The sequence below is a fragment of the Enterococcus innesii genome (genome assembly GCF_022846515.1).
GTDB lineage: Bacteria > Bacillota > Bacilli > Lactobacillales > Enterococcaceae > Enterococcus_D > Enterococcus_D innesii.
In genome coordinates this window covers 2,276,331-2,290,347 of record NZ_AP025635.1, presented here as the reverse complement: position 1 = coordinate 2,290,347, position 14,017 = coordinate 2,276,331, and the positions used below count along the sequence as shown (strand labels likewise).

10 protein-coding genes are annotated in these 14,017 nt (G+C 44.0%); all 10 read right to left on the bottom strand.

Annotation, left to right across the window (positions count from 1 at the left end; translation table 11 throughout):
* Positions 1-3,579, bottom strand: a complete 3,579-nt coding sequence (gene smc / locus ENLAB_RS10775) for a chromosome segregation protein SMC (protein ID WP_244351076.1) — start codon at positions 3,577-3,579, stop codon at positions 1-3.
* Between the two features lie 15 nt (positions 3,580-3,594).
* Complete coding sequence (gene rnc / locus ENLAB_RS10770) at positions 3,595-4,287, bottom strand: ribonuclease III (RefSeq protein WP_005227136.1); 693 nt, start codon at positions 4,285-4,287, stop codon at positions 3,595-3,597.
* 213 nt (positions 4,288-4,500) lie between these two features.
* Positions 4,501-6,285 (bottom strand): oligopeptide ABC transporter substrate-binding protein, encoded by a 1,785-nt coding sequence (locus tag ENLAB_RS10765; RefSeq protein ID WP_077453895.1) that lies wholly within the window; start codon positions 6,283-6,285, stop codon positions 4,501-4,503.
* 16 nt (positions 6,286-6,301) lie between these two features.
* Entirely contained in the window at positions 6,302-7,171 is an 870-nt protein-coding gene (locus ENLAB_RS10760; RefSeq protein ID WP_153883525.1) for an ABC transporter permease, read from the bottom strand.
* A gap of 63 nt (positions 7,172-7,234) precedes the next feature.
* Entirely contained in the window at positions 7,235-8,191 is a 957-nt protein-coding gene (gene opp4B, locus ENLAB_RS10755; RefSeq protein ID WP_005227132.1) for an oligopeptide ABC transporter permease, read from the bottom strand.
* Positions 8,191-9,135 (bottom strand): ABC transporter ATP-binding protein, encoded by a 945-nt coding sequence (locus ENLAB_RS10750; protein ID WP_077453896.1) that lies wholly within the window; start codon positions 9,133-9,135, stop codon positions 8,191-8,193. Before ENLAB_RS10750 ends, opp4B begins: the two co-directional genes overlap by 1 nt.
* Positions 9,136-10,143 (bottom strand): ABC transporter ATP-binding protein, encoded by a 1,008-nt coding sequence (locus tag ENLAB_RS10745; RefSeq protein ID WP_060791587.1) that lies wholly within the window; start codon positions 10,141-10,143, stop codon positions 9,136-9,138.
* Positions 10,144-10,466: 323 nt separating this feature from the next.
* Positions 10,467-10,709: an acyl carrier protein gene (acpP, locus tag ENLAB_RS10740; RefSeq protein ID WP_005227129.1), complete on the bottom strand. Its 243-nt coding sequence runs from the start codon at positions 10,707-10,709 to the stop codon at positions 10,467-10,469.
* Between the two features lie 110 nt (positions 10,710-10,819).
* Positions 10,820-11,839: a phosphate acyltransferase PlsX gene (gene plsX / locus ENLAB_RS10735; RefSeq protein ID WP_016611488.1), complete on the bottom strand. Its 1,020-nt coding sequence runs from the start codon at positions 11,837-11,839 to the stop codon at positions 10,820-10,822.
* Between the two features lie 45 nt (positions 11,840-11,884).
* Complete coding sequence (gene recG / locus ENLAB_RS10730) at positions 11,885-13,915, bottom strand: ATP-dependent DNA helicase RecG (RefSeq protein WP_244351074.1); 2,031 nt, start codon at positions 13,913-13,915, stop codon at positions 11,885-11,887.
* Between the last annotated feature and the right edge of the window lie 102 nt (positions 13,916-14,017).

Sequence of the window (14,017 nt, the reverse complement as noted above, 5' to 3'; positions counted from 1 at the left end):
CTATGCTTGATCTGCTGCAAAACTACCGCCTTCACGCACTTCTTCTAAGCGTACGGACACGGTCTTCGACACTCCAGATTCTTGCATGGTCACACCATACAACACATCTGCTGCCTCCATCGTTCCTTTGCGGTGAGTTACGACGATAAACTGCGTATCATTTTGGAAAGCACTCAAGTAATGACCGAAACGAGAGACATTGGCTTCATCCAATGCTGCTTCCACTTCGTCAAGCACACAAAACGGTACTGGACGAACTTGAATAATGGAAAACAATAACGCAATCGCAGTCAGCGCCCGCTCGCCCCCTGATAGCAAGCTGAGGTTTTGCAATTTCTTGCCCGGCGGTTGGGCTTCGATCTCGATCCCAGTGTTCAATAAATCTTTCGGATCTGTTAAGACTAATTCCGCATGACCGCCGCCAAACATATTAGGAAATACTTGTTTGAATTGCAGACGGATCGCATCGAAGACTTCGCCAAAACGGGTTTTGACTTCTTCATCCATTTCAGACATCGTATCAAACAGCTGTGCTTTAGCCGACAGCAGATCATCTCGCTGACTCGTTAAGAACAAATGCCGTTGATTGACTTGTTCATATTGTTCGATCGCATTTAAATTGACTGGACCAATTTGCTCGATCGCATGTTTTAGTTCCTGAATGTCGACTTTGGCTTGTTCTGCATCCTCGATTTCAGGGAAATCTTGCGCTGCCTTTTCAAAGGTGAGATTGTATTCTTCTTGTAAATACAACAAACGATTATCCATCACCAATTCTGCGCGATTTTTTTCGATCTCAACTTCGGTTTTTTCTGACAGCTTTTCTTTTTGCGTTAAGTTTTCAGCACTCAGGGCTTCGTCTAATGCGCCGATTTCTTGTTGAACGACTTGACGTTGTTCCCGAATCACCGTCAATTCCGCTGTTACCTGCTGCTTGGTGGTTGTGAAGGCCTCAATTCGCTGAAGAATGCTTTCTTCTGAAAACTCATGATCGCTGACGTTGCTTGTCAAGGCAGCTAACTGCCGTTCTAAGGATTGTTGACGCGCTTCGTTTTCTTCCAATGCTTGATTCGTAGCGGCAATTTTTTGCTGCAAATGCGCCACTTGTTCTTTTTGAACGGCGAAAGCTGCCTGCAAGCGCGCACTTTCTTGTGCTAAGGTTTGGCGTTTTTCCTCGATCAAGTCTTCTTCGGCATTCATTTGATGAATATCTTGATCGATTTTCGCCAATTGCGCCGCAATATTCTTTTGCTGTTCTTCCAAACTCGTCTTCTTCTCATCGTACTCTTCAAAGAAGGCTTGCACTTCGCGATGTTCAAAATCAAACACTTGCTGCTCTTGCTTCAAGCGGCTCAGGTCATTCTCAAGATTTTGTAAGCGGCTTTGCAGCTCATGCTCCGTCATGCGAGCCTGTTCGCCTTGGGTCCGCAATTCTTCTAGTGCTGCTTGTGCTTCTTTGGTCGCTGCTTCAAAATGCTGGACTTGCTTTTCCGTTTTTAAAAGCCGCTCATCCAGTTGCACCGCTTGTGCCGTCAATTGTTGCAGCTCATTGCTTTGGCTAAACAAACTACCGGCATTTTTCTTCGTTGCGCCACCCGTCATGGAACCACCAGCATTCATGACATCCCCTTCTAAAGAAACGACCCGATAGCTATAGTTCAATGCTCGTGCTAACGCATTAGCACTTTGCAAGTCTTCGGCAATCAAGATACTGCCTAACAAGTTATCCGTAATGGTTTGGACGTGTTCCGGCGACTGGACCAATTCGCTGGCAACGCCGATAAAGCCGGACACTTGCTTGGCTTGATTGCGGGCATAATCTGGCAAATGACGGGCTTTGATAGTCGTCAGCGGTAAGAAAGTGGCACGACCGCCGCGATTTTCTTTCAGATACGTGATGGCTGCCCGTGCATCCCGTTCATTTTCAACGACGACATGCTGTGCAGCGGCGCCTAATGCGGTCTCGATCGCCACGGTATAGTCTTGTGGCACATCGATCAACTCCGCTACTGCGCCAACGATGCCGCTGATCTGCTGTTTGTTTTTCAAAATCAAGCGAACGCCTTGATAAAAGCCGCTATAATTTTCTTGAATGTCTTGCAGACTGCGCTGTTTCGCTCGTACCTGCTGCACTTGACTCATTAACTGATACATTTTCTTTTGTTCTTCATCAAAGCGTTTTTTGTTGGTCTGAGCTTTTTCTTGAAGATGGATGTATTGCTTGCGTTGTTCTTCTAAAATCGCCTTAGCCTGCGTCAGTTGTTCTTCCACGATTTGCGCTTCCATCGTCTTTTCTTTCAACGACGTATTCATTTGCGTCTGCTTGCTTAACGCCGTTTGATTTTTCGCGGCTTCTTGTTGGTATTGACGCTCCAAGTATTTCAATTCGTTTCCGATCGTTGCCTGCTCCTGCATGGCTTCGACATATTGGCTACGCAACTCTTCGATGATTTCTTTTGCTGAACGTTGGTACTTTTCCTGCTCTTGCTGACACGCCAGCATCGCTGCTTCAACTTCCTGCACACTACGATTCTTTTGTGAAAGCAAGCCGATCAGTTCCGTTTTTTCTTCATTTAAAAGTGTGACCCGTTCTGTGACTTCCTCTAAGGTTTCTTGGTATTCCGCAGAACTTTTTTGCGTATGTTTTGATCGCTCATCCAAGACTTCTTTTTGTCCTTCAGCTTGCTTCAGTCCTTCGGTGACCTCTAAAAGCTGCTGATTCAAACGCTCCAACGTTTCATCAAAAGCAGTACGTTGTTGCCGCAAAGAATGTAGCGACAGTTCCCCTTGATTGATCTTTTCGGAAATCTGCGCCAGTTCTTGGTTAAAGGTACTTAGTTGAGCTTTGGCTGTCTCCCACGCTTCTTTTGCTTTCGTGATCTCTAAGACTGCATAGGCCACATCAACCGTCGTCAATTTTTCTTTTAACGCTAAAAAACGGTTGGCTGCTTCACTTTGGGCTGCCAAAGGCACCAACTGATCTTCTAGTTCATAAATGATATCTTGTAGACGGCTTAAATTGTCTTCCGTTTCAAACAACTTTTGCTCAGCTTTCTTTTTCCGCTGTTTGTATTTCAATACCCCCGCCGCTTCTTCAAAAATCCCACGACGGTCTTCTGGTTTGCTGCTGAAAATTGCTTCTACCTTGCCTTGGGAAATGATCGAAAATGATTCTTTCCCCAACCCAGAGTCCATAAACAACTCTTGGATATCCTTTAAGCGGCAAGCTTGTTTATTTAAGAAAAAGTCGCTTTCGCCGGTTCTTCTCAAGCGGCGAGTCACGCTGATCTCACTGTAATCCATCGGTAAATAATGATCGCTATTGTCTAAAACGATCGTCACTTCCGCTATATTTAGCGCTCTGCGGGTGTCAGAACCTGCAAAAATAATATCAGGCATTTTGCCACCACGTAGATTTTTGGCAGATTGTTCTCCTAAAACCCAACGAATCGCTTCGGTAATATTGCTCTTGCCGCTGCCATTTGGTCCGACGACTGCAGTCACACGATGTTCGAAATCAATGACTGTGCGGTCGGCAAAGGATTTAAAGCCGGCAATCTCTATTCGTTTTAAATACACTCCGCCAGTCCTCTCTTACTGTTCAAGATCTGCCAAGGCATTCGCCGCGGCGTCCTGTTCTGATAATTTCTTCGATTTTCCTTGTCCTTTTCCGATCAAGGTATCATCGCAATAGACTTCCGTCCAAAAAATCCGTTCATGGGCGGGGCCTGCTTCTTTGATCAAACGATAATTGATGGAAACATCGCCACCACGCTGCAAGACTTCTTGCAAGCGAGTCTTATGATCCATCTCATGGGAAAAAGCACCTGCTTTTACTTTTGGAAAAACAACTTTCGTCAAAAAGCCGCTGACACTTTCCAGTCCTTGGTCCAAGTATAACGCACCTAAAAAGGCTTCAAATAGATCACAAAGCAAAGAAGGTCGTTTACGACCGCCAGAGTTTTCTTCCCCTTTGCCTAGACGAATGTATTCATCGAATCGGCAATCTTTGGCAAACATGGATAAACTGTCTTCGCGAACGATTGCCGCCCGTAGCTTCGTCAGCTTACCTTCGGGCAGATCTGGCAATTCACGATACAAATACCGTGAAACGATCAACTCTAAGACAGCATCGCCCAAAAACTCTAAACGTTCGTTATCTGACAAGTGCAAGTTGCGGTGCTCATTCACATAAGATGAATGCGTAAACGCTTGTTCAAGCAGATCTACATCATGGAACACAATATCAAACTTTTCTTTTAGTTCTTTCGTTAATTGTGTATTCATTTGTCACATTCCTTCATTAGTTTATCGACACTTCCCTATTATACTGGTTTTTGTCGAATTATGAAATGTTTCCTCCAAATTCTTGGAAAGACTGTAATAAAAATTTATCTACTTAATCTTCTCCTGTATAAAAAAGCCTGTTTTCCTCAGATACCCGCAAAAAAACAGAAAAAAAAGACGTCCCAGAAAGGACGTCTTTTCACCGATCATTGATTAACGAGATTCAGCTGTAACTGAAACTGTTGCCCATGTATTATGGTCTGCATCATATGCCCATGTAAAGTCTTTCACGCGGTTTGAAATTGGTAAAACTTCATTCCGATAAAGTGTTGGGATTACGAATGCTTCATCTGCAGCATATTCTTGCCATGCATCAAATGCTTCTTTACGTTTTGTTTCGTCAAATGAATCTTTTGAATCGATTGCTTCTAATAGCTTCGTGTTTTCTTCAGATTCAAAACGAGTGTAGTTGAATGCTGAGTTTGGTCCATAAAGGCCAGTTGGAGAAGGATCTGATCCAGTTCCCCATGCACCTTGGTAAACATCAACTTCAGGATCATCATTTTTCAACTTGTCATAGAATGCTTGGAAGTCGATCAAACGACCTGTGGTGTATTGTACATCAAGTCCAATTTCATTCCATTGTTGGATGTAGTAATCTGCTAATGGTTGTGCTGTTTCGCCACCGGACATTGAAGCAAAGTTGATGGTCAATTTCTCACCATTTTTGTCTTCACGCATGCCATCACCATCAACATCTTTGTAGCCAGCATCATCAAGTAATTGATTTGCTTTGTCGATGTTTAAAGTGTAGCCTTCTACTTCGGTGTTGTGCAATGTGCCAAATACTGGTGGGATCAATGTCGTTGCATTTGTACGCAAACCATTGTAGAAACGGCTTCCGACAGCATCATTATCTAATGCATAGCCCATTGCTTGACGCAATGATTTATCCGCCATTTTTGAATCAGGATCGTAATTAACTTTTCCTTCTTCATCATTCCAAGTTCCCAATTTAAAGCCGATATAAGTATAGGCTTGTTCAGGACGACCCAAGATTTGGTAGCCATCTGTATCTTTGTATGTTGGGTACGTATCTGTTGGCATTGACAATGCAATATCATATTGTTTTGCATTCAAAGCTTCTACGATTGAAGAAGTTGGAACAGCTTTAAATGATAATTTATCCATTTTAGGAGCGCCACCGTAGTAGTACTCATTTGGTACATACTCAACAGATTCTCCCGCAACGATATTTGACATCACATAAGGACCAAAGACGATTGGATTTTTACGAACAGGATCGCTTGATTCCATATCTTTGACTTCAATTCCTTCAAAGGCGTGTTTTGGTAATGCTGAAGACCAAATACCGCCACCGGCTTGCATCATACCAGGGTGAACTTCTTTGTATTGAATTTTAACGACTTTGTCACTTTCTTTGGTGATACCAGAAATTGTATCAGATTTGCCATCATGATAATCTTCCATACCAACAATGTTAGTAAAGTTATTATCGTAACGGATACCTGTATAATCTTTATGACCGATTACTTCATAAGAAAAGATCACGTCATCTGCCGTTACATCTTCACCGTCAGACCATTTCAAGTTATCACGCAATGTGATCGTTGCTGTGTTGTTTTCTTCGTCTAATTCAAGATTAGCCGCACCACCATCAACGATTCGGAAATCAGCGTCTGTTAAGAATAAACTTTCATTACTTGGTTGCATAAATTGGTAATCATAGTTATCTTGATAAAATTCTGTTTGGAACAACCCTTGGAATTGCGTATCCATCACTACTGCAACATCCAATGTTCCGCCTTCAATTGCATCCTCGTCATTCTTGACTTCTGTTGGCATTGAGCTGATATCTTCTGTTTCTGTCGCTGAATTACCGCCACCAGAAGAATCGGTTCCGCCGCCGTTGCTGCCACACGCTGCCAATGCTAACACTGACAAAAGAGTGACCATACCAAAAATATTTTTCTTCATCCTGTATCCTCCTTGTTTATCCTAGTCGTTGACGCGCATCCGCTGAACGCTTAAATGCTTGACCAACGTAATTGATACTCAACATCAAGACTAAAATTAGAATTGATGCGGGTAACCAGATCCACTGTCTGTTGACCAGCACATCACCGCTGCTGGCATACCCGATCAGTGTCCCCAAACTTGGAACATTGGTCGGCAGACCAAAACCTAAGAATGTTAGTGTCGTTTCAATACCGATATTCGCTGCAAAGTTCATTGTTAAGTTGGTGATGATCAATGAGCTAAGGTTCGGCATGATTTCGCGGAACATGATGACAAAGTCATTGGTTCCGAGGGTTTTCGATGCACTAACATAGTCGCGACGGCCTTCTGAAAGGGTCTTACTTCGGAAGAGCCTTGCTTTTCCGACCCAGTAAAAGGCACTCATGACCCATATAAAGGTCCAAACGTTATAACGAGGTACGATCGATACGATAACGATAATGATCAGCATGATCGGTAAAATCATAACGAAGTCAACGATACGCATCAAAATATTATCAATGATACCGCCATAATAACCTGAGATGATCCCTAGTCCGACCCCAACGATCGACGTAATGATCGTGATTGAAAAACCAATCAAGATTGAGTTACGCGCACCGATGATCAATTGTCCCCAAACATCACGGCCACCTTCATCCGCCCCTAAAAGGTAGGTGCCGCCGTTTGGCGAAATCGCGCCAGGTACAGCGTATTTATCAAGGATGCTGACACGCATCACTTGTGATTGATCGATAACTGCCGAGCCGATAAACACGAATAATAAAACTGCGACTAACAATACTAATGAAAAGATCGCCATTTTATCTTTTAAGAATTCGCGAAAAATCATTTTCAATCCCATAGGCGGGATGCTCTCTTGTTTTAGTACTTTTTCTTTCTTTTCAGACACATTTATCCCCTCCTATTACTGGATTCTGATTCTTGGATCGACAATACTCATGATGATATCTGACAGTAGCGTACCGATCAAGGTCGCTAGTCCTAAGATCAATGTCAGTGAAGTGATCACGGCATAGTCCCGTTGGACGATACTATCGATAAACAGTTTTCCGACACCTGGGTAGGCGAAGATTTTCTCAATGACCACAGAACCTGCGATCAATGACGTGATCTCGTAGCCCATTTGTGATGCGATCGGCAACGATGCATTCCGGAAAACGTGACGTGAGAAGACTTTATTCGTTGGTACCCCTTTTGAACGAGCGGTACGAACGAAATCCAATGATTTCGAATCAATGACTTCACTTCGCAAGTATTGGATCGTCACTGCTGTTCCTAATAATGCAGAAGTGATTGCCGGTAATAGTAGGTGATACAAACGACTCCAAAACTCAGCCATGCCGCTGACCCCCGGTGCAACGGAACCACCCGTTGGGAACCAAGCCAATCGGTAACCGAAGATGAACAATGCGATCAACGCAAAGATAAACAACGGTACGGCGAAACTGAAGAAGTTGTAAACAACGACGACTTTATCAAGCAATGAATTTTGGTAACGTCCTGCCCACATCCCTAAAGGAATGGCAATCACGTAAGTCAAAATGACCGTCAATAAAGATAACCACAATGTATTGCTGATACGTCCTGCTAATAATGTTGAAACAGGCAATTTAAAGATAAAGCTTTGTCCAAAGTCCCCTTTTAAGGCATTTCCGATCCAACGGAAATACTGGGTATACCATGGGTCATTCAAACCAGCGGCTTCACGCATCCGCTCAATAACAGCTGGATCTTGGTTTGGATTGATCAAACCAGTAAATGGATCCCCAGGCATTGCTTGTGCGATCAAGAAAATCAAGATACTCAAAATAATGACTTGCGGGATCATCAACAACAAACGACGTAGAATTGTTTTCCACATTATTCAGCACCCCCGTTTTTCAATGCGACTTGGTGCGACTCGGTGATTTTACGCAAGTCATACACTCTGCCAGATTCGTCGTAGTAATCTTTTTGATGGGTCACATATTCCAACTCGACCTTGCGGCGGTTTTCTTTGTGAGCATCGCGATTTTTTACGTCGATTTGAGGAATCGCTGATAATAAACGTTTTGTATAGATGTGACGCGGGTCTTGGTAGATGTCTTCCCGTGTCCCGATCTCAACGAAGCGGCCTTTGTACATGATGGCGATATTGTCGCACATATGTTTTACGACCCCTAAGTCATGAGAGATAAATAAGAAACTTAAGCCAAATTCTTGCTGGATCCGTTTCATAAAGTTCAGTACTTGCGCTTGCACGGATAAGTCAAGAGCTGAAACCGGCTCATCGGCGACGATCAGTTTTGGATTGGATGCTACCGCGCGGGCAACCCCTAACCGCTGACGTTGTCCACCAGAGAACTCGTGAGGATATTTGTATAGGGCATCTTCTGGCATCCCAACGATATCCAGAAGGCTTTTCACACGTGTTTTCTCTTCTTGATCGCTTAAGCGTTCAAAGTTGCGCAATGGTTCTGCGATAATGTCTACCACGCGTTTTTTAGGATTCAAGCTAGACATTGAATCTTGGAAAATCATTTGGACATCTTTGTTGTAGTTCATTTTTTTGCGGACGGAACGTTTGGTCACGTCTTGCCCATCATAAATGATTTCGCCACTGGTGATTTTTTCTAACCCAACGATGGCTTTACCCGTCGTGGATTTACCAGAACCAGACTCACCAACCAATCCGTAGGTTTTTCCTTTTTCTATGATGAAGTCCACACCGTCAACGGCATACACATGGTCCGTGACGCGGTTGAAGAATCCGCTGCGAATAGGATAGTGGACTTTCAGATCTTTGATTGTAATTAATTCTGTCATCTACACTTCTCCTTCTTCGTCTCTAAAATGAAAATGCTTGTAGCATGTGCAACGGACCAAATGATCAGGTGCTACTTCATGCAAGACTGGGTTTGCTTCGTGGTCGCTTTCAGGAATCCAAGGAATCCGTGCAGCAAACCGACAACCAGTCCGAGGCATATTTTTCAAGGAAGGAACCACCCCTTCGATCACATGCAGTTCACTGTCTTGAGAATTTTCTTGAGGGATCGAGTTAAGCAGTGAGCGGGTGTATGGATGTTTCGGATTGGCAAACAACTCTTCGGCTGTTGCGACTTCCACAAACTGTCCCCCATACATTACGGCTACTCGGTCGGCCATCTCTGCTACGACACCTAAATCGTGGGTGATCAAAATGATCCCCGTTTGCGTTTCTTCTTGCAAATCTTTTAGTAGATCAAGGATCTGTGCTTGGATCGTCACGTCCAACGCGGTCGTTGGCTCATCGGCAATAATGATTGGTGGTTTACAAGCAATCGCGATCGCAATGATGACCCGCTGACGCATCCCACCTGACAATTCATGAGGGTATTGACGTCCTACTCGCGGTGGATTCGGGATCCCAACTTGTTCTAATAATTCTAATGCCCGTGCTTGGCGCTGTTCGGCATTCATATCTGTATGATAAGACAAGCCTTCTTTGATTTGGTCTTCGATCCGCATCAACGGATTCAGTGCAGACAACGGATCTTGGAAAATCATCCCAATATCATTTCCGCGAATTTTGTTGTATAACGTTTCGTTTAAGTTTGACAAGTTTAAATCTTTATATAAGATTTCTCCAGTGATTTTCGTGTTGTTTGGGTCATGTAGCCCCATGATCGTTGTAGCTAACGTACTTTTTCCGCAACCAGATTCTCCTACGATTGCTAAGATCTCATTACGATCTAGTGTAAAAGAAATACCATCTACTGCGTCATAGTAATCGTCTTTGATACGAAAACCTGTGTGAAGGTTTTGAACATCTAGTAATTGATTATCTCTGGACAATCGAATACCCCTCTCTACTTTCTAAGATGTCTTGCGTTTTAATGTAAAAAAAGAAGGAACATGCATTTCATTTCCAAAAGCTTTCTTAACATTGTATAATATATTCTTAATAATTATATAGAAATGCTAACAATAATGCAAGTCCCAGAAAACTTAAAACACTGAATTTTCAGAAAATTTACATTACGCTTCCAACGCCGTTATGTCAGGTTTAACCATCGTTTTTTAGATTTTGATTTTAAAGAAAAGCCGCCCAAATCACGGCGGATCAATTATGAGAAAGAAAGAGCTAAGTCATCTAGGACTTAGCTCTTATGTCTGTCTTAAGCAAGATGGCTTGAAATATAATCAACCGCTCCACCGACTGTTTCGATCTGCTCGGCATCTTCATCAGAAATCTCGGTACCAAATTCATCTTCTAGTTCAAGGACGAATTCCATCACACTGATCGAATCAGCGTTCAAGTCGTCTTTAATGCTCATCGTATCCGTTACGTTCTCTGCGTCAATTTCAAAATGATTGGCGATCACGACCGCAACTTTCTTGAATACTTCATCTCGTGTCAACTGGCTTCACCTCCACGCGTTTGCACAAAACATAGAATGGCTAACAAACATTGTACTGCTTTCTATGCTTTTTGTCTAGATATTTTTGCAATTTCATTACAATGATTGCATTATGATTGCGTTTCGTCTTTTGCAGTCGGCATTTCTTCAAAGTGGGCGACCAATTGTGCCACAACATCTGTTGCTAGCATCGTATGGATCTGCTTGATGGTGTACGCTACCGCTTCTGGTCCTGTCGCACCATGGGTTTTGATGACTGGTGCTTTCAAACCAAACAATACGGCCCCGCCATGTTTCGCATAATCCATTTCATTTTTCACTTTCCGCAATGCATCTTTCAGTAACAACGCCCCTAATTTTCCTTTGGTACCTGAATCAAGAATCGATTGTTTCAACAACGCCATCAAGTTCAAGGCGGTTCCTTCGATCGATTTCAAAACAGCGTTCCCAGTAAAGCCATCTGTCACGACGACGTCAGCTGCACCATCCAGTAATTCCCGGGCTTCGACATTGCCGATAAAGTGGATCGTAGGATCCGCTGACAGCAGTTCAAAGGCTTTTTTCGTTAATTCACTACCTTTGGTTTCTTCCGTTCCGTTATTTAACAAGCCGACCCGTGGTCGATTGATCCCGCGAACTTTTTGGGCATAAAAGGACCCTAAGACGGCATAGTTTGCCAAATGTTCTGGTTTATTGTCGGCATTAGCGCCTAGATCCAGCATGTCAAAGCCGGCATCTTTGCCGATCACTGGCATTGTGGACATCAATCCGGGACGGTCGATCCCTTTGATCCGACCAACGATGAACAACCCGGCCGCTAATAAAGCACCGGTATTTCCGGCTGAAAAAATCGCATCTGCTTCGCCATTTTTCACTGCTTGTGCCGCTAAGACCATTGAGGCCGTTTTTTTTCGTCTGATTGCTTTAACAGGTTCATCATCACTATTGATTTTTTCATCTGTGTGGATAATAGTGACATTTTTATCATCCGTCATGTATTTTTTGATTTCATTTTCTTTTCCGTAAAGGAGGAATTCAATCTCTGGAAAATCTTTTTTCGCCAGCATGACTCCTTCTACGATCGCTTTTGGGGCGTTGTCTCCGCCCATTGCATCAACAGCAATCCGCATCTCGCTGCCACTCCCTTCATTTTCCCAATCAGTATAGCATATTCTTTAATCAAAAAATTGTTTGTCTGCTTTTTTTGCTGCTAAATAGTTCGCCAATGCCGAAAATTCCGGCAATAGCTGCCAGCCATTTTTTTGCCAAAGCTGGGTTGCCTCAACTTGAGCCACTTCTAGAATGTGGGCATCCGCGACTAAATCGGCAGCCGCAAACTCTGGCAAGCCCGATTGTCGATTGCCGAAGACTTCTCCTGGCCCCCGCAACTGCAAGTCTTTTTCGCTGACTACAAAGCCGTTGGTGGTTTCTGTCATGATCTTCATTCGTTCGACCCCCGTCTCATTTTTCGGGTTTGCGATCAATATACAGTAAGAAGCATCGGCGCCGCGTCCTACCCGTCCACGTAATTGGTGGAGCTGGGCTAACCCGAAGCGATCAGCGTCAATGATCAGCATCACTGTCGCATTGGGGACATTGACCCCTACTTCGATGACCGTTGTGGAAACCAAGATCTGCAGTTGATTTTCTTTGAAAGCTTCCATGATGCTGTCCTTTTCTTGATTCTTCATTTTCCCATGCAGCATTCCCACTTGATAAGTAGGAGAAAAGTAACTTTGCAGCTGCTCATAAATCTCCGTGGCATTCTTGACATCCAGCATTTCGGATTCTTCGATCAAAGGACAGATAACATACATCTGATGCCCTTGGGCCAATTCTTTTTGCGCCCACTCTAAGATCGATTCAAACTGCGGCGGTCGGACCCAGCGCGTCTCTACAGGAATCCGTCCTGCCGGCATCTCATCGATCACCGAAACATCCATTTCGCCATAAGCCGTAATCGCTAGCGTACGAGGGATCGGCGTGGCGGTCATAAAGAGCACATCAGGCAGATAGCCTTTTTCCCTTAAGACTTTTCGCTGATTGACCCCAAAACGGTGTTGTTCATCGGTGATGACTAAGCCAAGATGTGCAAAGTCTACCCCTTCTTGGATCAGCGCATGGGTCCCAACGATGATGTCGATCTCCCCAGCTGCTAATTGTTCTAAGATGACCCGCCGTTCTTTTGGTTTGGTCGAGCCTGTCAAAAGAGCGGTGGTCACTTCTAAGGGGTCAAAGAGTTGATTCAAGCTCTCTAGGTGCTGTTGGGCCAAAATCTCAGTCGGCACCATCAGCGCCCCCTGAAAGCCAGCCGTCATCGTAGCATAGAGGGCGATCGCCGCCACGACTGTTTTCCCACTCCCTACATCTCCTTGCAAGAGCCGTTGCATGTGCTGCGGACTTTTCAGGTCATGGCAGATTTCATTGGTCACGCGCTTTTGCGCATTGGTCAATTCAAAGGGCAGTTTACGAGTAAATTCTTTCAAGCGTTGCACATCGTAATCGATCGCCAAGCCGTTTTTCTCGGCTTTTTCGCTTCTCTTCAGTCCTTGGATCTGCATTTGGAACAAAAAGAACTCTTCAAAAATCACCCGCCGCTTCGCTTGATGACTCTCTTGGGGATCTTTGGGAAAATGCATCGCAAACATCGCGGATTTCCGATCCAACAAGCGATATTTTTCGATCAATGACAAAGGCAAGATCTCTGTGATCTGATCACCAAAATCAAGGAATGCCTGTTTGATCAGTTCGATCAACACACTTTGACGCACGGCTTTATTGACATGATAAATGGGGGCAAAGTCCTCGCCACTTTTGCTGCCAAGAATTTTCATCCCCGTCAGACCTTTGCGTTTGGCGTCCCATTTGCCATAGACGGCGATCTCTTCTGAGACCTCTACTTTGTCCTTCAAATAAGGTTGATTGAAAAAGGAGACATTAAAGACATCGTGGTCTTGCATCATGCGAAATTGCAACCGACTTTTCTTGTAGCCAAAGCGATTGACGACCGGTGGGGAAACGACGATCCCCTTGATCGTTACTTTTTCTTGGTCTTGAATCTCCGCTAATTGCCGTTCTTGAATGTCTTCATAACGAAACGGGTAATACTTTAGCAGGTCTTCGATGGTTTCGATTCCTAAACTCGCCAAGTCTTGGGCGCGTTTTTCTCCGACACCCTTTAATACCGTAAGTGGCTGATTCAGCATAGGTACCCTCCTTTTCCAAAGTGATTTTATTTATTGCAGAGATTCCTGCATTCATAGAAAAAGACGGAGCCAAAAATCATCTACGATTTTTGCCCCCGCCGC